Source organism: Xenorhabdus budapestensis (genome assembly GCF_017743015.1).
In the GTDB taxonomy this organism is placed as follows: Bacteria; Pseudomonadota; Gammaproteobacteria; order Enterobacterales; family Enterobacteriaceae; genus Xenorhabdus; species Xenorhabdus budapestensis.
In genome coordinates this window covers 589972-609860 of sequence record NZ_CP072455.1, presented here as the reverse complement: position 1 = coordinate 609860, position 19889 = coordinate 589972, and the positions used below count along the sequence as shown (strand labels likewise).

Sequence of the window (19889 nt, the reverse complement as noted above, 5' to 3'; positions counted from 1 at the left end):
GGTGAAATGATGAATAAATATTATGAAGAAGAGCCTCTTTCTTACCAAAATACACATCAGAAACCAATTGAGGGGGAATTTATCAAAGATAACTGGAGTGTCAGGGTTGAAAATGGTAAATACATATTTTCTTATATTTCTGGTGAGTTTTTTGGTCAACTGAAAGAGGTGGAGATAAATAAATATGATTACTTACAGGCGATCGAGCATGGCATTACATTTGATGAGTTATGCCGCAAGTATAATGTATCTTAACCTTTAATAATCAAAAACCTTATTTATGATTTTATGTAATCGCTACTCCACATTAAACGTGGCCGTTTAGGCGGCCACTGAATTCAAGCATAAATCGATTTATGGGATAAGCCAATCCTGTAACAGCATTTCCATTGGTTTTGTGCTTTGCTAGATGAGATGTGTGTTATAGCCTTAAGTTCGTATTTTAAAAAAAACCTGCTTCTGAATACTCGGGACCTAAACTGGAAGAAAATGAATTTTCAACAGATCCAGGTCAATGGAGAGTAAAAAAAGAAGATGGAAAATACATTTTTAAATGTTTATCAGGAACCTTGGCGGGAGGGGAGTGTATTACTGAAATTACTGAAGAAGAATGCGATAAATTGCTTAACGGGAAAATTTCCTCTTATGAAATTTGCTTAAAATATAACATAGGTTAAAGGTGCACAGGTCATCCAGTCTGAAGAGCAGGACTATCAAGAATAGCAATTCTAGCATGAGGACAGGCAACAGATTCGATGGTCGAGTGTGTAGTGGTATAAGGATAACAGGATCACAAGGTCTTTCTCTGATAAGGGAAATGTACCAAATGGAAATCCAATGCCAGAACAGACAAATCTGCCCAGTAATACCATCGCAGATGCAGAAGCGGGTGGATATTCATATTACGATAAGTTTAGAAATAAAGATGGCAGTTGGAATTGGCCTAAAAATTTAGGTTTTGCTGAAGATCCTGTTAAAACTACTCTTCCTGTTGGAACTCGTTTGGATAGATATGGAAAGCCTAATGGTTCATTTATTGCCCCTAAAGGAACGCCTTATGAACAAAGAGCTTTAGCGCCTGGTGCAAGAGCTGAAAAATACTATGAATAACGCGATGCTCGACTTTTATGGTGGTGAGTTGAAATGACATAGCCGCACCTTTATAACTTTCAGTCGTCAAAAATAGAGAAATAAAGGAACAAAAGGCTATGTCACAGCAAGATTTTATCATTTGGGTGTTTTGTTGGGTAGATGACAATTTAACGCAGTTACAGCAAGGTATGCGATTCAGAAACCGGGGATATCCGCCTAAATTGAGCGATGCAGAAGCCATCACGATGGAAGTGGTGGGTGAATTTTTAGGATTTTCAACAGATAAAGGCATTTGGACGTACTTTAATGACCACTGGCGCGAGTGGTTTCCGGGGCTAGGTTCACGCGCCAATTTCGCTAAACAGATTTCGAATCTTTGGGTTGTTAAACAACAACTGCAAGAAAAGCGGGCGAGGTTATTGGGCGCGCTCGACAGGCCGGTACATATTATCGACGGATTTCCGCTGCCCGTCTGTGGATTCAAAAGAGCAAAAGGCTGTGCCAACTTCAAAGGACAAGCCGATTATGGGTACTGCGCCGCCAAAAACGAAACTTACTACGGCTTCAAAGGACATCTCATGATAGACGAAATCGGCGTGGTAACCGGGTTTACACTGACGCCCGCCAATGTCAGTGAGCGTGAAGCAACCTGGGATGTGATCGGCTCGATAAAAGGCTGTTTGCTTGGTGATAAAGGGTATTTAGGCGTTGAATTTAAACAGGAAATGAAGGTAGAGGGTATTGAAATGATTACCCCTGTGCGTGCCAATATGGATGATCCCATCCCCAGAAAAACGAGAAGGGTCATTAACGCCAAACGCCGTTTAATTGAAACCGTGATTGGTCAACTCGCCGGACAATTTGCTATCGAGAAGTGCTGGGCACGGGATTTGTGGCATTTGAGTAATCGAATTGTCAGAAAACTGCTTTCTCACACGTTGGGTATTTTTGCCAATTTTAAACAAGGTAAAAGTCAACGCGACTGGCTTCAACAAGCCAACGTTATAGGATGTTAAAGTCGAGCATCGCGTAAAATTAGGATTAATGGGAGTACCCTTAGGAGTAATATTATGGATATCATATTATTATAAGAAATAAGCCACATTATCGCTGTTGTACATGAAGAAGTGCTCCCAACCATATTGTCGGGAGCACTTCATTGGTTACGGCATTAAATTCTCGACCAGCGTCAATGTGGGCAAAGACCATAAAACAGGCGATGGCATCACGCATACTGAAACATTGATTGATGCCGATAGCCGCTGTGATTAAAAAAGCTCAGTCCCATCAGTGGTTGGTAACGTTGGTGATTCAGCTGTATCAGGTTGGTTCAACTCTACTGTTGGCGGAGCAATGCAAGAAGGAAAACAGCAAAATGAAAAAAAATAAAATGAAATCAATAGCGATTATGTGTTATCTGTCATTTTCTTTTTTCTTGGCTGTCTTCTTGCTGAGTGTTATCTCACAGGCCTTTAGTTTATGGTTTATAGACAAAGCCGATATTTTTTGTTCCATCAAAGACAATATAGGAGTTCATTTGCAAATTGGGGGAGCAGGTGCTTTAGCTGGGTTTGTACTTTGGTTATTTAAAATGTATTAGTCAGAAAAATCCTAGCTCAAGCGCTGGAATCTTTTTACCGCGAAAAACTCGGTTGAGTCAAACTACCTGCACGCTGACCAAATCGATGATTTTGCGGCGAGGGCAAAAGGGGGCGAGGCGCGCGGCGACAGCAAACTGATTGTGAAAGAAATGGAAGATCTGAGCCTCAAACAGCAACAAGAACTGATTGCGGTCTGTGCGTCGAATCCGGCGGCCTGTAAGGAAAAATACGGTGATATTCCGGCTAACGGCCTGTTAGTGCGTCAGGCAATAGATCGCGTACTGGGTGAAGATGTGCCGTCACGCATGAAGAATGACATGTCTTCATTGCTGGCCCAGCAGATTGAGACCGAAGGCGTGCTCTCCAGTATGGAATTTGCGCATCAGTTGATTAGTCGCTACGGTATCGATAAACAGCAGGCTGAAATCTTGGCTGGCGCGGCGATGGCTGCTGTGACTGGCGGTATGAACAGCAAAGGGACTAAACCATCGTCTTCAAACGCAGTGACGGATAATAAAGGTGCTAACTCAGCCAAAGGCCAGCAAGTTAATACAGTAAATAGCGAACCCAAAGCATCACAAGGTAATGCTGATAAAGGTGTTCAAGCGGAAGCTACGAAAACATCGCATAGCCAGACTGGGCATGTAGCGAAAGGAACAATAAGTAATATATCGACATTTAATCCTAATGAAATCAGGTTTTCACAGAATACGGTTTCATATAATAAAACTGAAAGAGGCAGTGGTGTGAAATATAGTTATGACGATCTTGTTTCAGGTATGAAAAAAGATGGTTGGAAAGGGGATCCTGTTGATGTTGTGAAAATGCCTTATGGGAAGTTTACGAGTATGGATAACACACGTATAACTGCTGCAAGGGAAGCTGGTATTGACATTAAGGCAAATGTCCGTAACTTCGACGATAAATTAACCCCAGCGGAAACAATCAGATTCTCTGATCCTAGGAGAGGACTTGAGCCTAAAACATGGTAAGCGCCTAATTAAACAGTGTATTTTACATGATGTCGCCAATATTCACGTTCCACGGGAGCAGGTCGTGCAGGGGGTCGTCGGAATGGCGTTTGGGGAGTTCCGTAAAGGTATGCCGGAAGTAAAAATAAGGATTGATGTCATTGGCCCGGCAGGTCATCACCAGGCTGTATAAACTTGCGCTCGCGAAAGCACCGTCAGCGGAAGCGGAAAACGACCAATTTTTTCGCCCGGTCGTGAACGGACGAATATCCCGCTCAGTGACATTGTTATCAATGCTGATATGACCGTCTTCAAGATAGACAATCAGCTTCGGCCATTGGTTCAGGGCATACGTGATGGCTTTGCCAATGGCACTTTTCGGTAACGCCGTCCGGCTTGCTTTGGTTAGCCAGTCGTGGAAGTCTTTCAGCACAGGCATCGCTTTTTCCTGCCGTAATAGCTGTCGTTCATCGGGGCTGTGAGTAACCGGGCTTCCCGCTCAATGGCGTACAGCCGGGCGATAAACGTCAGTCCCTGCTCGGCCCGGCCGGCTTTTTTACCCGGCTGGACTTTCTGTGCCTCGGTAAATTTGCGCCGGGCATGGGCCATGCAACCCGCCTGTCTGACCTGTTTCAGCGTATCGTAAGCCGCGTAGCCATCGGTCAGCAGATACCCGGCATAATCGCCTAAAAAGTCGGCGACACAGTGCCCGTTGCGACTTGGCTGGTAGTCGAAAATCACCGCCGGGTGAGAGGCAAATTCGCCGCTGCGATAGACCCACATGTAGGATTTGCTCTGCGCTGGGCGATCCGCTTCGTGAAGCACCTGAACGGGGGTTTCATCCGCACAAATCAAGGGTTCATTGCGCAGATGCGCCCGCATCAGGGCGACCAGCACATGCACTTTGCCGCCGAGTTGCACACACCAGTTCGCCAGCGTACTGCGGCTTATCTCGATACCGGAGCGCGCTAAAATATCCGCCTGACGGTACAGGGGCAGCGCATCGACATATTTGGCCGTGACAATGGCGGCCTGCGTGTCCGGGCTGGCGATCGTCCGGGGCAACAAACTGGCCGGCGCCGGGGCGGTGATGATTTTACTGTGAGTCTGCGTCTTTTCGCACTGCCGGCAGGCGTATTTGGTGCGTTCGTGACGGATCACACTCACTTTCTGCGGGACGATTTTCAGGGTTTCAGTGGATTCGACCCCGCAGGCAGGCAGCGGCTGCCGCCCTTTTTTATGGGGCGCCGGGCGGGTTTAGGCAGGACAGCCTGCTGTTCCGCCTCGTTGAAGGTGCCTATATCGGCTTTTTCGCTCTGTTTCCCAAAGCGTTCCGATTTGCTGAGGTTGAGCTGTCCGAGTAACCGTTTAATTTGGGTACGCAGCTCAGCCAGCGATTCAGCCTGCGCCTGAATCTGACGATCTTTTCCCTGAATATCGGCCTGAAGCTGGCAGATGAGGACTTTCAGTTGGTCAATATCATCGGGCAGATCAGTCATCATTCAAGCGCTCAGGAGAAAGCTTAAGTGTGACAGTGAAACCGGATCGTGCAAGTCCAATACCGGGATTAGTGTCATCGGTCACACTTTTAATCCCCGTAAGGGCTGATGAGCGCGGGAAGGCGAGAGTGTCAGTCCCGACAACAGCCAGTTCAGTTGCTGACGCGTGATGTGAACCGTCCCGTCGGCCCTTGATGTAGGCCACTGAAAACGGCCTTTTTCTAGCCGGCGATAGTAAAGCCAGAAGCCGTTGGTATCCCAGAATAAAATCTTGAGCTTATCGCGATGGCGATTGCAGAAAATAAACCCGGCTTCACTGAGCGGATCCAGACCGAGCGCGTCAACGACACCCGCCAGCCCGTCAATGGATTTTCGCATATCGGTGTGACCGGATACTAAGTATATCGTGCCAAACGGGATCATTGCAGCACCTCAATCCAGTGGCGGATCTGCATGGAGGATAACGCTGCCGACAACTCAACCCGGATCCCACCAGGCAGGCAGAGTGTGACGATGTGTCCGGTGTTCAGTGTCTCATCGAACACAACCGGGTGCAGGTGTTGGGGCTCAGCCTGTTGCCGACATTTTTTGGACCAATAGTAAAACGTGGCCAGATTAATCTCCTGGTGCTGACAAAACGCAGTCACCGTCAGCCCGCTCTGTTTCTGAGCCTCGATAACCGCTGCCCAATGTTGTTGTTTTTCAGTTAATGTCATGGTGGTTCCCCTTCTCAATAAAAGAGAACACACTATGACAAAAGATTAATCAGCCGGGTATGTGGGGTTAATTAGGCGCTTACAAAACATGGGGAGAGGCAATCACAGGAAGGATAAATAAGCAAACTGGCGGGTTTAGTAAGAATAACCCCTATGGTTCCGATGAGCCGCCTAGAATTACTGGAAAATCAAAGGACTAATCCATTATGACATGTTACTTATATTCAACAGAAGAACTACCAGAAGGATTTAGTTTTCCACCCTCTTTTTTGGAAATAGTAAATAAAGAATATATTTTGGATTTAGAACCTTGGTGGTTTTTATGCGAATTTAAGAAATTTGCTAAATACTGGTTGTCTGAAATGAAGACGCAATATCCAGAGAGACAACTCGTACCATTTGCAAAAGTATCTTATTCTGATGATATTGCTTGCTTTGATGGCTCTGATGTCTCAGGTGATCCAAAAGTATTTTTTATCCATTCTTTTGCGTCAACTGGATGGGAAGATAGAGGGAATCTTAATAATTTTGATGAATGGCTAGAATTAGCAAAGGAAGAATCAGCCCGTTATAAAATAGAACAGGAAGCAGAGTAAAATATGAGATTTTGCTAATTAAAATTGTATAAATGACGTTAAGATCCCAGCCCAAGTGCTGGGAGCTCCTTTTTAGCGGTCAATCATTCGTAAGCGTCGGGTGATCTCACCTTGTTCCGTCCATTCGGCTCATGCACGCTACGGCTTCTTATCTTTCATTTGGAGACCCAATTATGCGCTGTAACCGATACACCCCCGAACAAAAACAGCAACATGTGACCCAATGGCGGCACAGTGGCCTGACCCGATGCTGAAACCCGAACCGCTTTTTCTGGTGCGGGAACCCGTCGATATCATCTCAAATAAAAATCAAATATCTTCTTCCAGTTTTTTACGATCTAAGTCCAGTAATTCCTGAAATTCCTTTGATTCTTTTAATTCCTGAGTTTTTTCTTTGAAATCTGTGCTCGTATAAACATCTGGACTCGTATAAATCAGTTGGCTGGCTTCTTTACCTTCTTTGACACATATGATACGTATATCAACTAATATCGTATTATTATCATAACCTACGGATATAGTTCCATTATTTTTTAGCGCATCCTCATATTCTTCTTTTGATGAGTACGATGACGGTTCTCCGTACTTTTTCTCTAACAATTTGCTGACTGGCTTCACGTATGAGCCAATATCAATATCTAATCTCTTAAATTTTCCATTTAAAAAAAATGCCATCGCCTCACGCTTTTTGTTAGCAAGCGAAAAGTCAGAGCACGAATAAAGCGATATTTCTTTTATTCGAGGGCTTTCTTCAAATTTTTCAAAATTACATAACTTCTTCGAAAGAAACTCTTCTTCTGTCATGCCAAATTTTGCATCTTTATACCCATCAACTGCCATTGCTCCAAAGCTAACCATTCCTAATGTAAGCATAATTACTAATTTTTTCATGTTATTTCCTTTTTTGCTTTAGATATTGGTAGATTAATAATTTTATTAAAAAACGTTATTATTTATTTGAAATAATTGGGATATCAAGAAATATTCTACCCAGATTTAAAAAAATCTATCAATATTTTTTAAAACAACTTTATGAATGGTATGTATAACCTTCTTCTAACACTATAGTATCAGGTCAACCAGTGAAAATAAATTTAGCCATAACTGACTGATTCAGGGGAACCCCTGTAATCCATTAATAAAATAACAGGTCATAATATGAAACAATACCTTACCGATTCCCCGCAAAACATCACTCTGAACGAAATAGCTCGTGAACTGGTACAAATTGAACGAGAATATCCTGATGCTCACGACAATGGCTTACAGGAGCGCACGAAGCGCAAAGGAAACAGTCACTCAATAGACTGCCTAACCGAAGATTTTATTGAGCAGGTTCGTCAGTGCATTGATTTCTTATACTGGAGCGACCTGATCACCACGACTAACCAGAAACCAAACAGGAAATATACAGCGTATAGCTGGAGGTACACCGTTGAGCATTGGCAACGTGAAGTCAAAAAAGAAGATACAGGCAATTCTTACACTTGTATGATGGCTTTTATTGTCGCCTGCCGCCTTGAAACATAATAATGAGCACAATCCGGCTCTTAATATCTCTCTTACGGCATGTAACAGGTCACGATCAGTGAAAGAATACGGCATATAAAGGGAAATGGCTTTATTCTTGTGATAACCGCCCACAGCGGCCCCAAATTTTTAACCTATTGAGATGTAGTAATTTTGTCGCGGTATAGTAATTACGGGCATCTCATCTCACAAGCCTGTCTACATTATAAATAGGGGAAAATAATGATATTTTCCCCCACACCCCGTCATCGAACAAAAATTTGACCTCGTTCAATCTAATCGATAAGGTAATTAGCTGTTATCAATGATCCATCGCCTGTCAGGATCAGCGTGAAGCGGCGAAACAAAACTCCCGTAGCCTGCAAGGGAGAGCATTACAATGCGGTACATCTGCGCACTTTTGGAAGCAGATATCATTGGACACCTAACCCTCCGTCTGATGATGAAAGTCTCCCGGTGTGATTCACCACCGGCTACTCATCTAGCAGGGCAGAATAGGCCCTGTCTTACGCAGAACAAGACCGTTTTCATCGGTACAACATTCATCCACATTGTCTATTCATCACGATAAACGTCCCGAATATTGCGCGGCGTCACTTGTGTTTGAGCGTAGCAATTACCAAGTGACGCCGCCGGGCGTCAACGTCCAGAGCACGTCCAGTCTGGCTTTACGACCGATTTGAACCCCGAATTACTCAGTGAAACCACTCAAAACAGACCAGTGACTGACATTCTGTTTGATTAATGAACAATCATCCGGTCTGGTTTTCAATCCACTGCCTTGGAACAGGCTGATGCAGTAAAAAAGGAGATACGACTCGTCAAGATAATGAGGCGTTCATCCTGATTAGATCAGGCACTGAACGGGGAGCATCCCATCGCCGTGCTGAGCACGCCGCGAGCTCCTGCAATAACTCAACACAACCTCGCTCTGCTACACATTGTCTGACGCACCACAGAACGGTGAACCTGAACCGACACGCAGAGAATTTTTAAGCATAAGAAATGAAAAGTGACAGGGAAGGTGCGGATGGCGCAGAACTCAACACGTTCAAAAGTTGAGCAGTTCAGAAAAGCATTTATTACCCACGCCCGAGAAGCAGGCGGGAGTTTTGTCACGGTGGCGGATCGTGAGCGGATTGCCCGGTACTTCCTTGATTATTTGAAAAACAATGGCATCAAACTCCGGCAAATGGATAGTCTGAAGGTGAAATATATCGAGCGCTATATTGCTGAGCGTAAGGCCAACAATATCAGTCATCGGACACTGCAAAATGAGATGTCTGTGCTGCGGGCCATTTTAGCGCAGGCCGGCAAGCATAAGCTGGCTGATCCCGCAAATACCCGTTTGAGCAATCAGGCTTTGGGTATCGCGGGGATGAGCCGCAAGGGAACGAAAACGGCGCTGACACCGGTTGCGTTCAGAGAAATCTTTCAGCAGGTCGAACAAAAAGATCGGAGCGTGGCGGCGGTGATGCAACTGGCGTATGTGTTGGGCCTACGCACCAAAGAAGCGGTGGAAGCCTATAAATCGTTAGCGACCTGGAAAAAAGCGTTGGATAATGGTCATACCGCCGTGCGAGTGGTGTTTGGCACCAAAGGGGGGCGACCCAGGCAGACGGTCATACTGGATCGGGCTGCACTTCAACATGCCATTGCCTATGCGGAACGTGAGCAGGCCGGGCGCAGTGGCAAATTGATTGATAAACCTACGATCACGCAGGCCATCGACCGTTACCGCTATATTGTCAGACGTGCAGGACTGAGCGGCAATAAAGCGCCACACAGTATGCGTTATCATTTTGCTCAGCAATCCGGGGAACATTATATAGCGCAAGGATTTAGCGAGCGGGAAGCGCTGGCACTGATTTCAATGGATTTAGGGCATGGCGATGGTCGGGGGCGCTATATCCGGCAGGTGTATTACCAGAATATTGAGGGCGAATAAGTTGTATTGGATCATACACGGTCTGCTGCTTTGGTCATTGGAATACGAGCAAACCAACCTTGACACTTAGCCGATTATTCACATGTTAGCCCTAACCCGTTTCTGGACATAAATCATTTAGAGTAAAACCCGAATAAATCCAATTATTCGGGTTCTAGTCTTAATGAATAAAGACAAACGTGAATGGTTAGCTCATAAAGTGACTAATTATGCAAAATACATTTAACTCTATCGAATGTAGCGTATCTAATCTGTGGCACCCTGCAAAATAAACTCCCGCAGTAGCTTGTTCAGTTCAATATTGACTTTAGGTGGCGTTAGCTTTGTGCCTAATTTATCTTCTAGATAGGCCTTAGCTTTGGCTTTATCCACTGTTGCCTTAAGTGCATCAAAACGACCATAATCGTTTAAGTTAGCGGCGGTGAGATTTCCTTTCGTTAGTTTTTTAAGCTGCTTACCATCAAGTCCCAAAGCATCGACCATTACCTGCAAGGCTTTATCTTCTTCCTCTGCTTGAGCACGGGTAATGTAATCCTGTAAGGATCTGCCTGCTTCGATGATTAAATTACCTGCTTGTACATCAAGCAGTAGCTTGTTTGCCTGTTTTTGTTCCGCTTGGCTTAAGGTAGCAAAGGATTTATGCAGTTCATCAAGCGTTTGTTGCATCTCCTCTGACGTGACATTCGGTTGATCGCATTGCTTAAGAAATTTGGTGAACTGAGCGTTCATATAGTTATGATCAATTCGCCCCGTGTTTTGCTTGGTTAAATAGCCCAAAATGGCATAAGGCACAGCAGGCGCACTGCCACCATTACCCGAAGAGGATGACAACTCTTTATAACGTTGTAACATCGCTTGATACTGATTCTCATCAAAATCAATATCCACGGTATTACCCGTTTCTTCAAATGAATAGCTGTTTTCCTGCCAGTTAAAACCTTGAACTTTTGCCGCCTCTAAGGTTTTGCTGAACTCATTAAACAGGCTGGCAAACTTAGCACGAGTCTCTTCATCTTTTGGTAACTGACTAAAATCGCTGATCTTCGCGTTTTTGAAAATGATTTCTATTTCGGCAAATTTTTCATTGAGAGAATGTAAGTTATCTTCCAATTTCTCCACAAATACACCATAAGGACGGTCTCCAGAATAGAGTTTGAGCGCTTTATTGATGTTGAGTTCCATAGTGTGCGGTTTGCGATAATAACGGATGTTGCCAAAAGGTTTATCGATACCAAACAATCGGTTAGTGCGAGAAAACGCTTGAATGATATTTGCATACTCAAGTTCTTTATCCAAATACAGGGTATTCACCCATTTGGAGTCATAACCGGTGAGCATCTGAGCAACAACAATCAGTAAATGTAATTGCTGGTCCGGTTGTTGTTCGACATATTGATAAGGCTTTTTGTGTGCAAGACGTGCCGCAATATCCTTTTTAAATTGCGCATGAGTGGGTAAGGTATAGGTCGTATTGTAGGTTTTGTTATAGTCCTCAATAACCTCAACTAACCCAGCCTCTTTAGTCACGGCGTTACCTTTGTTATCAAGATTAGGATCAAACAACGCTGTTATCTTCAGTTGAGGAGCTTGCTGTTTGAATAATCGATAATACTGTAAGGCATCAGGAATACTGTGTGTGGCAAAAATGCCATGAAATTGATTACCACGGCTAAAACGTACCCAGTTAGCCAGAATATCATTAATGACTTGCTGTTTATGCTCTATGCGATCATATTGCGTTGCAGGCAGTAATTCTTCAATGCCTCGCACTTTTTTACCATTGATTTCTTGGGTCGCCATTGGCACTCGAGCACTGTCCATGTACTTTTCATAAATTTTAGTTTTTGCAGTGTCAGCAAACACTTCAGCAACACTCGTTGCTTTGGCTTTTTCAAGCGCAACCGCCTCGCGTAAGTCATCATCACGATACGTCATCACTTTGCAAGGGTCGAACCCCAGCACGTTACCATCTCGAATACCATCCGCAATGCTATAACGATGTAACTCATCACCAAAAATCGTACTGGTTGTGCTGTCCTTCTTCTGGTTTTCTTCTTGGATTGGCGTTCCCGTAAAGCCAAAGAACACCGCATTAGGGAAAGTGGCTTTGATGATAGAAAGCATATCGCCAAAGGTTGAACGGTGGGCTTCGTCGACAATGAACACAATGCGCTTTTGATTAATACAGTCGATATCCGCAGTTTTTAATTGTCCTTCATCGTGGATGTTGCTCATCTTTTGAATTGAAGTCACAATCAAGTTATCGCTTGGCTTTATGCTTTTCAGTTTGGCGATCAGAACATAGGTATTTTCTGTTCCTTGAACATCATCACTGGCATCGGCAAAGCTGCGATATTCCTCTAAGGATTGTGTTCCTAACTCGATGCGGTCCATCAAAAACACCACTTTATCGGCATCGCCAGAGTTAGCAATCAGTTGCGCAGACTTAAAGCTGGTCATGGTTTTACCCGAGCCAGTGGTATGCCAAATGTAGCCACCTTTATTTTTAATAGACCAGTCCAGGCTGGCAACTTTATTTGAAATGGCATTAGCAGCGTAATACTGATAGCTGCGCATCACTTTAAGAATGCCATCGGCATTGTCGGCAACAGTATAAAAACCAATTAATTGGTGAGCCATCGGGATGGATAGCAACCCCTCGATCACTTTCTGCCAGTTGTTGATGGGTTCATTAGAAAAATCGGCCCACTGGAAGTAGTAATCATGATTAAAGATCCCGTCCTTTCCAGGGTTAGCAAAATACAAGGTGTTATCTGGATTCATTGCAACAAACACCTGCACTAACGCCATGATGCCGCCGGTAAAATGCCCTTCATGGGTGTATTTTTCAATCTGATTACACGCCTCAATCACTGGGACGCCTGAACGTTTGAGTTCAAGGTGGATAACGGGCATTCCATTGATCAGCAACAAAAGATCACCGCGCCTGTCGTGTTGGACGGCACTTTTACGCTCAAATCGAGGTTGCTGAACAATTTGATACCGGCTTTTCCCCGCGGCTATTTCTTGGCGGTCGTAAATATTGAGACTGATCTCTTTGCCATAGTGCAGGGTGTCCGCGGCATTGTCACGTTTAATAGAGACCGTTTTACCGTTAATAAAACCATTTAGCTTGAGTGGTGTTTTAAGCGCAATGATTTGCTCTATAATTTGCTGCATCTCACTCTGGCTGAGTGGCACATTGTTTAGGCGATCAATACTGTTGTTATTTTGATAAAGAATATCCGCCCAATTTTGCAGCAAATCGGCTTCAGTGAGGTTGGCTAAAACCTTATCTTCCCAGCCTTTTTTGCATAGTTCAGTGATAACATCTTGTTCAAATTGGGCTTCACTAGTGTAGGTCACAGCTTATCCTTAGCGTACAGTTTTAAACTCGGTCACCTCGCGCTTACTAGAGGTAACTCAAAAAATTGATATCAGAGTGCGCCCCTAAACTAACGTGGTGAGCGCATCCTATTGGGTATTGATTTAGTGCTTAAACAAACATTTTTTCTAAGCACGCTTGCTTAATATTTTTCAGCTTATTAATGTGTTGCTGCTGGAGCGCAATTAAGCGATCGAGGTTATGGAAGTAATTGCCAATTTTAGTTTGTTCAGCTAAATCATTAGGGTAATAGATTAACGTTTCTTTAATCGATGATTTTGATACTGATAACACTTTTGTTCCTTGCATTATTGGTATCAACTGATCATGATATAAGTTCGAATTCAGAAAATAGCCCAAATATTTCGGCGCGAAAGGTGTTAATGGTCTAATAGCGATAGTATGCAAGCCAGCAAATAATAACTGTTCACCTAAATTGTAAATTTCCGTACATTTACCAACGGATGTATCTTCTGCCGCATCAGCAATAACTATATCGCCATCCTGTAAACAATTGGGCATTAGGTTACTTACTAGCGCCTCATTAGAAATATACGGTATGTTTGTCTCAAAAACGTCTAATACTTCATCGAATTTAATCAGAACATCACCGTAGTGAACATTCATAGCCAATCCGGATTTATCATTTAGCTGCGCTCTGGAAAGACAGTTATTAGCAATATAATTAAAACTATCTTTAAAAACTTTAGTTTCCCAATCCCCACTAAACCCAGCAAAACGAACCTCTGGCACTTTTTCTCCCGCTTTTGGGAACATCTTACCCAGCATTGACTTTTTTAATTGCTGCAACTTGGTGAGTTTGGATTGATGGAGTTTTAGTTGTTGATCGATGTTTTGGAAAAAAGTACCGATTTGTTTTTTTTCTTGCTCTATCGCCGAGAAATAAAACTCCATTTCTTTAAAAGCACCAGTCGTAATCTGGTTGATAGTTGCACCGAGGTTCTTCTCTACCGCTTTATTAAAAAGTGAAGTATCAAGTAGTGCATTAATAAAACTGGATTGTTCAGTACGAATTCCTGTCATAAATGCGCCAATCACAGTGTTTGGCATGGGAGTTAATATTGGAGCATGCTTTCCAATTAACGACCTGGAGCCATTTCGCACAACAACAACAATATCACCAGTTTTAACATTACTACAGTTAACAACCTTTGATTTAACATACACATTGTCTTCAAAGGATAATTGAGCATTTTTTACGTTTGATGAACGTAGAACTAATGTGCCATAGCTGCCGGTAACATCACTTGGTGAGTAAGTTAAGCCACTGAAAAACTCTACGACTTCACCTAATTTTTTATTTTCCCAATCTCCAGTAAAATCGGTAAAACGCAGAGCAGGTTGCAACGCTTTTTCCTTACTCATCGGCGCCACCTTGCAACTTTTCACCAGAAAGGAACTGTTGCAGCTCTTTTAAGCCCTGCATATCAAATTCATTGCCTTGCAGTTCGCCCATCATTGCCGCCAAGCTTTGCTCCACTTGTCGGGTTTCTTGAGCAATATCGGCATAAGTTTGTGTATACTTTCCTGCCAAAGCTTCCAGCTTACTGGTTAATTGCTGCAAGACCTGATTTGGCAGTTTACCCAGGGAGTTAACAATAGGTTTTATCCATTTAAGCAGCAGTAGATGATCAATTTCATCTTGAGTTAAGTTTTCGATTTTTTTACGTGTTGCTTCCAGCAAAGCTTCATTGGCGGCTTTGAGGTTTACCTTCAGTGATTTATCTTCTGTTTGTAATTTGTCTACGGCAAGCAATTTGCTTTCAAAGCTGTCATTATCAAGTGTTTCGCCTTTCTTTTTGTCGGCTTTGATTTGTTTCACTTCTTTGTTTAGTGTTGCGTTAACAAATGCGGTTTTGTCGTCATTAACATATTCCGCTTCTTTATCGTCTTCGCTCAGCGAATCGAAGATCTCCTGAACCTCAGATTCGATGCTTTGCAAACGCTCTGCCATGATTTGGATTTTTGCTAGGTCTTCTACAAAGTAGGTTTTTTCAACCAACGCAAAGGGGAAGATGCGACCAAACCAACCGTCTTGAACCTGAACGTCTTTGCCTTTTTGCTTTTTGGTTACCATATTCGGTTCAACTACTTTACAGGTATTCATACCTTCGGTTTGGATCATTTCCAAATCCGCACTGAGTTGCTGCCATTGATCATCAAGCAATTGATAAGCATCGTATTTATCAATCAGTGCGATCCCTTCTAAACGGCGGAAAATCTCTTCACTGATGATATCTTGTTGGCGCGAAGGTTTGACTTGTAACAGCTCTTTAATCAAGCTCTTTGTCAAATAAGCCTCAAAATCACTAAAAGCTTTTTGATACGTTGCCATAAATTGCTGTACATCACAGTCAGCTTCAATCTCTGCTCTCACATCGGCAACTTTTAATGCTGAGTAATTACTGGATGTTAGTTTAAACAGGCTTGCCTTGAGGTTAGGCATCGATTGCCAATAGTGTTTTAGCGCATCCAGTTCGTTATTAGGGATACCACCAAACATAGAGGCGTAAATATCCCAACTTTCCGCTGCATCTGAAGAATCCACATAACGCGGAATATTGAGGTTATAACCATTATCGCGAATGGTGTCACGGCTAACTAAGGCTGCAAATTTTTCCTGTGGTTTACGAGTGACCACAGCATCCACAATACGTTTTATGTCGCAAGCGCGAAGTTTGTTGTTCTTACCCTCTTTGACGAACCCTTTTGAGGCGTCGATGATCAATACATCGTCATTGTTACGTGTTTGCTTAAGCACCAAAATAATGGTTGGAATGCCCGTACCGAAGAAGATATTTGCCGGTAAGCCGATAATGGCATCAATATGATTCTTTTCAATGAGGTTCTCACGGATCTTTCCTTCATCACCACCACGGAATAATACCCCGTGTGGTAAAACGATGGTCATAATGCCATCGGGTTTCAAGTGGTACAGATCGTGTAGCAAGAATGCATAATCTGCCTTCGTTTTTGGCGCTAAACCAAAAGGCGAATAGCGAGGGTCTTTGTCTTTAAATTCTGGGTCCCACTTTTGTGAATAAGGAGGGTTAGAGACAACCGCATCCACACGCATCGGTTCATGGGTTTTATCTTCATCCAGAGGCCAATCGTCTTCGAGTGTATCGGCGTTACGGGTGATGATGTTATTTGGCAAAATACCACGCATAAACAAGTTCATACGAGTTAAGTTATAGGTGTTTTGCTTGAGCTCTTGCGCGTAATAACGGATGTTATTTTCACCATCAAGACGTCTTTCTACCGATTGACCGATGTTGATCAACAGAGAACCGGAACCACTGGTTGGATCGTAAATTTTGATATGTTTGTGGTTTTTCAGGTGCTCAGCCATAATTTCTGACATCAATACCGAGACTTCATGGGGAGTGTAGAATTCTCCGGCTTTTTTCCCCGCATTCGCAGCAAACGAACTGATCAGGTATTCGTAGATAAAACCAAGTACATCATAATCATGCTTGTCTTTCATCGGAATACCATCAATCAGGTGAATCAGATTCATCGCCGCTTTGGTTTGTGCTGCTGCACTTTCACCCAACTTGCTTAGTCCTGTTTCCAGGGTAGTAAAAATACCGTCAAACAAGTCTTTATGATCTGGATTAATCAAGCGGCTGAACGCCGATAACGCATCACGCACATAAGCAATGTCGAAATCTTTACCATCACTGATCCAAGTTGAGAACAGATTGTCATAAGCGATGAAGTAACCTAATTCGTCTTGAATGTATTTGAGGGTGTCGGTATCGCCCTCATTCAATTCTTTGATCGATTGCTCATCAAATTCGTTTTGGATTAAGAACTGAATTTGCTTATCAGACAAAAATTTATAAAAAATGAAGCCTAAGATATAATCTTTGTAATCGTTTGCTTCGATTTTAGAACGCATTTGGTTAGCCGATTCCCAAATCTTGGCGGCCAGTTGTTGTTTATTCATGTTCTACTCTAATTATTATTCATCAATGACTGAGCAATGCGCTTAAATGAGGCAAAGCAGGTATCGAAATCGGGTGTTTCTGTATTAAACACCATTGGGGTGACAAAGTCTGTAAACCTTTTACAAAACAGCGGGTTAGACTCTAGCTCTTGCAAACCTAGCTGTAATTCTTGAACAGGGTTAGCAACAAACTCCGCATGCTGATTACCAAATCGCTTAATGTCTTCTTGTAACACGGTTTGGAAAAGGGGCATAAGAGTTTCAAAATCAAGTTTCTGGTCTACGTCAATACAATGTACATCGTAGATATGGCGTATCAACGTAGCATCATCTTTGCGCTCAGAATCTCGTTTGACTAGCATGGTACGGCGCAGCATAGAAATGATTTTCTCCACCAAAGTGGATTGAACGGAGATACAAGAAAATGCGTTGACTTCGTGAGGCTGATGATACAGCTCAGCAACCAGTGATTGAATGCTACGCTGTTCTATTTGAAGCAGAGGTATGCTCTCCATGAGTTCCAGTTTAATGATTGGGCGCAAGCAAGGTGCTTGTCTAAATTGCTGTGGGTATTTCAGTTCATATTCGACGTAGCGGTATTCATCACGGGCTTTTTTTTCTTTAATAGAAAAATGGCTTGATTGGTGAATTAGAGATTCTTCGATTTGTTGCACCAGAGCTTTACGTGTCGCCTTGCGCTTGTCACGACCGAATGAGTTAAATGCATCCGTTGGGATGAGTTTGATGTCGACATCTTCCGACATCCTGAGGATTTTTACATTGGATTTAGCCAGTGCCGTCCCGCCAGAAAAAACCATTTGATGCGTATCAAAAGCAAGCTTTGCTAACTCAGCAAGCAAAGCCACTACCCAGTAATCTTTTTCAATAATGGCTGGGTTTCCGAGCTCTAAGGCATCGGAAACCTCTAAGAATTGATCTTTTAATTTTTTCATTTTTAACTTGGTGAGTTAAGTACGCGATTACCAACAACCAGCTTGCGATTAAACTGCTTAGGATTCCACGAATACTGCACAGATGAAGGGATTTGTGTGCTATTACCGGAAAGACTTTGCAACGATAGACTATCTACTTCGAAGTCTACGCCTTTCATCTTAAGAATTTCACGTAAAATCGCATCGGTGCCACCAGGATTCGTTGGCATTAGGCGACCTGTGAGGCTGTTCTTACGTGCTTTAGTATACAGGCCATATCCGATTTTCATCAGTTCACCTTGCTTGATCAATTGATTAAGCGCACGGCCGATCTGGTCATAACTGGCAATGTCTTCAAAATCTTTGCGTTCAAAGACGTAACGTCTCGAACGTTTCAACTTTTGATTGATTCGATCTGCTGCTGTCATAGGACCTCCTTCTTTATGTATAGGAAGTATACACTAGAGGAAATAAAACAGGAATAAATACGACATCATCTCAAGAATAGATACGGCATTAAAACTAAAATAATATTTTTAAAATATTAATTTATAGCAAATATTGTTAATTTTAATGAATGTCATATCGAAATATTAAACATAATGACCTTGTTTATGAATCAATATTTTCGGATAGTTTCAGAGCATCTTCAATTTCAACACCCAAATACCGAATTGTGTTATCGAGTTTGACATGCCCGAGTAAGAGCTGAACTGCCCGAATATTTTTAGTTCTGGCATAAATCAAAGTTGCTTTGGTTCTTCTCATCGAATGAGTTCCATATAGATATTCATCATACCCAGGTTCTCTTGCCTATCGTCGAATTATGCTGGCGTAATAACTATAACTCATAGGATTACCGATTTTACGGGGACTGGGAAAAAGATAATCAGAAGTAGTTAACCTTCGAAGTGATACCCACAGTGTAATGGATTGCGCTGTTCTTGAGGTTATTTCAAATTGAACATCGCGATCAGTCTTGTTTTGCCGATAAAACACTCTGTTAATGGATAACACCATTCCTACTAATATCATGAACTTTGATCCTGAGTAGATCACATGATCTCAACTTGCTATCAATAGCTAAGTTGGTGAAATCAATTTATTGAATATTCACTTAATTTCTATCCTTGTTCTGATCCGCCAGATATCTTCGAGCCCAAATGGCTTTTTTTGACCGGTTGGATGACCTTTTTTTAGTCCACATGGCATTTTCCTAGTGAAGCTATTAATTGGCCTTAAAAGTTTAGCTAAAAATTGAGGGAATGAGTAAACACATAACTATTCAAATAGGAAATAGAATTTTTCATCATGTAAAGCCTAATGGTAGTGGTTGGCTTAAATGATTATGGGGCATAAACGTGTTAGACCACACGGTCTGAACGGGTCACCGCGTATTGACAGACTCTCCCTGACCCCCAAAAATTCCGTCGTGCTCCTGACATTATTTTTTGTCCCGGGAAATGAATTACTCATTGACCTGATTATTTCTGTTTATTAGCGTAGTCAGACTTATCCATGATCCGGTCGCTTGTGAGGATCACCTTCGGGCAGCGACAGCAACACTCCCGTAGCCTGTAAGGGAGTACACCACGGTGTGGTACATCTGCGCCCCTTTGGAAGCAGATATCGTCAGTCTGATGACG

Annotated in this window: 18 protein-coding genes and 1 pseudogene; 9 read left to right on the top strand and 10 right to left on the bottom strand. The window is 42.9% G+C overall.

From position 1 onward, the window contains the following. Window positions 1-9 precede the first annotated feature (9 nt). The 6 genes from HGO23_RS02635 (at window position 10) to HGO23_RS19525 (ending at window position 3685) form a co-directional block, all read left to right on the top strand. The gene (locus HGO23_RS02635) at window positions 10-255 is read left to right on the top strand and encodes a hypothetical protein (protein WP_209027880.1); all 246 of its coding nucleotides are present in this window, start codon (window positions 10-12) and stop codon (window positions 253-255) included. Between the two features lie 582 nt (window positions 256-837). Continuing rightward, complete coding sequence (locus HGO23_RS02630; protein WP_209027879.1) at window positions 838-1110, top strand: TNT domain-containing protein; 273 nt, start codon at window positions 838-840, stop codon at window positions 1108-1110. Window positions 1111-1208: 98 nt separating this feature from the next. Further along, the gene (locus HGO23_RS02625) at window positions 1209-2108 is read left to right on the top strand and encodes an IS982 family transposase (RefSeq protein WP_209027878.1); all 900 of its coding nucleotides are present in this window, start codon (window positions 1209-1211) and stop codon (window positions 2106-2108) included. Between the two features lie 103 nt (window positions 2109-2211). Beyond that, a complete protein-coding gene (locus HGO23_RS02620; RefSeq protein WP_209027877.1) occupies window positions 2212-2364 on the top strand; it encodes a hypothetical protein in 153 nt (50 codons plus the stop codon). After that, on the top strand, window positions 2339-2692 hold the full coding sequence (locus HGO23_RS02615) for a hypothetical protein (RefSeq protein ID WP_209027876.1): 354 nt from the start codon (window positions 2339-2341) through the stop codon (window positions 2690-2692). Before HGO23_RS02620 ends, HGO23_RS02615 begins: the two co-directional genes overlap by 26 nt. A 150-nt stretch (window positions 2693-2842) precedes the next feature. Further along, window positions 2843-3685 carry a hypothetical protein gene (locus tag HGO23_RS19525; RefSeq protein WP_244967936.1) on the top strand — a complete coding sequence of 281 codons (843 nt, stop codon included), beginning with the start codon at window positions 2843-2845 and terminating at the stop codon, window positions 3683-3685. Window positions 3686-3707: 22 nt separating this feature from the next. On the opposite strand, the pseudogene tnpC reads toward HGO23_RS19525, so the two are convergent. The 3 genes and pseudogenes from tnpC to tnpA form a co-directional block, all read right to left on the bottom strand. After that, a pseudogene (tnpC, locus tag HGO23_RS02605) lies at window positions 3708-5163 on the bottom strand (IS66 family transposase). An 81-nt stretch (window positions 5164-5244) separates the two neighbouring features. Then, entirely contained in the window at window positions 5245-5541 is a 297-nt protein-coding gene (gene tnpB, locus HGO23_RS02600; protein ID WP_244967867.1) for an IS66 family insertion sequence element accessory protein TnpB, read from the bottom strand. A gap of 41 nt (window positions 5542-5582) precedes the next feature. Next, window positions 5583-5879, bottom strand: coding sequence for an IS66 family insertion sequence element accessory protein TnpA (gene tnpA, locus HGO23_RS02595; protein WP_209027874.1), 297 nt, complete (start codon window positions 5877-5879; stop codon window positions 5583-5585). Between the two features lie 206 nt (window positions 5880-6085). On the opposite strand from tnpA, the gene HGO23_RS02590 reads away from it, so the two are divergent. Further along, the gene (locus tag HGO23_RS02590; protein WP_209027873.1) at window positions 6086-6475 is read left to right on the top strand and encodes an SMI1/KNR4 family protein; all 390 of its coding nucleotides are present in this window, start codon (window positions 6086-6088) and stop codon (window positions 6473-6475) included. A 309-nt stretch (window positions 6476-6784) separates the two neighbouring features. Here HGO23_RS02590 and HGO23_RS02585 read toward each other — a convergent pair whose 3' ends face one another. Continuing rightward, window positions 6785-7366 (bottom strand): hypothetical protein, encoded by a 582-nt coding sequence (locus tag HGO23_RS02585; protein WP_209027872.1) that lies wholly within the window; start codon window positions 7364-7366, stop codon window positions 6785-6787. A 267-nt stretch (window positions 7367-7633) separates the two neighbouring features. Here HGO23_RS02585 and HGO23_RS02580 point away from each other — a divergent pair, with 267 nt between their 5' ends. Together HGO23_RS02580 and HGO23_RS02575 are read left to right on the top strand one after the other, a co-directional pair. Then, window positions 7634-8005 (top strand): hypothetical protein, encoded by a 372-nt coding sequence (locus tag HGO23_RS02580; protein WP_209027871.1) that lies wholly within the window; start codon window positions 7634-7636, stop codon window positions 8003-8005. A gap of 1030 nt (window positions 8006-9035) precedes the next feature. Next, window positions 9036-9953 carry an integrase domain-containing protein gene (locus HGO23_RS02575; RefSeq protein WP_209027870.1) on the top strand — a complete coding sequence of 306 codons (918 nt, stop codon included), beginning with the start codon at window positions 9036-9038 and terminating at the stop codon, window positions 9951-9953. A gap of 246 nt (window positions 9954-10199) precedes the next feature. Here the strand turns inward: HGO23_RS02575 and HGO23_RS02570 are convergent, their stop codons facing one another. From HGO23_RS02570 to HGO23_RS19520, 6 genes are all read right to left on the bottom strand, one after another. Then, entirely contained in the window at window positions 10200-13319 is a 3120-nt protein-coding gene (locus tag HGO23_RS02570) for a type I restriction endonuclease subunit R (protein WP_209027869.1), read from the bottom strand. A 130-nt stretch (window positions 13320-13449) separates the two neighbouring features. Continuing rightward, window positions 13450-14724: a restriction endonuclease subunit S gene (locus HGO23_RS02565; RefSeq protein WP_209027868.1), complete on the bottom strand. Its 1275-nt coding sequence runs from the start codon at window positions 14722-14724 to the stop codon at window positions 13450-13452. Continuing rightward, window positions 14717-17311, bottom strand: a complete 2595-nt coding sequence (locus tag HGO23_RS02560) for a type I restriction-modification system subunit M (RefSeq protein ID WP_038189494.1) — start codon at window positions 17309-17311, stop codon at window positions 14717-14719. Before HGO23_RS02560 ends, HGO23_RS02565 begins: the two co-directional genes overlap by 8 nt. 8 nt (window positions 17312-17319) lie before the next feature. After that, a complete protein-coding gene (locus HGO23_RS02555; RefSeq protein ID WP_209027867.1) occupies window positions 17320-18264 on the bottom strand; it encodes a nucleotidyl transferase AbiEii/AbiGii toxin family protein in 945 nt (314 codons plus the stop codon). 2 nt (window positions 18265-18266) lie between these two features. Then, window positions 18267-18671 (bottom strand): DUF6088 family protein, encoded by a 405-nt coding sequence (locus HGO23_RS02550; protein WP_038189491.1) that lies wholly within the window; start codon window positions 18669-18671, stop codon window positions 18267-18269. Window positions 18672-18855: 184 nt separating this feature from the next. Then, window positions 18856-19011: a site-specific integrase gene (locus tag HGO23_RS19520; protein ID WP_038189488.1), complete on the bottom strand. Its 156-nt coding sequence runs from the start codon at window positions 19009-19011 to the stop codon at window positions 18856-18858. Window positions 19012-19889: the final 878 nt, after the last annotated feature.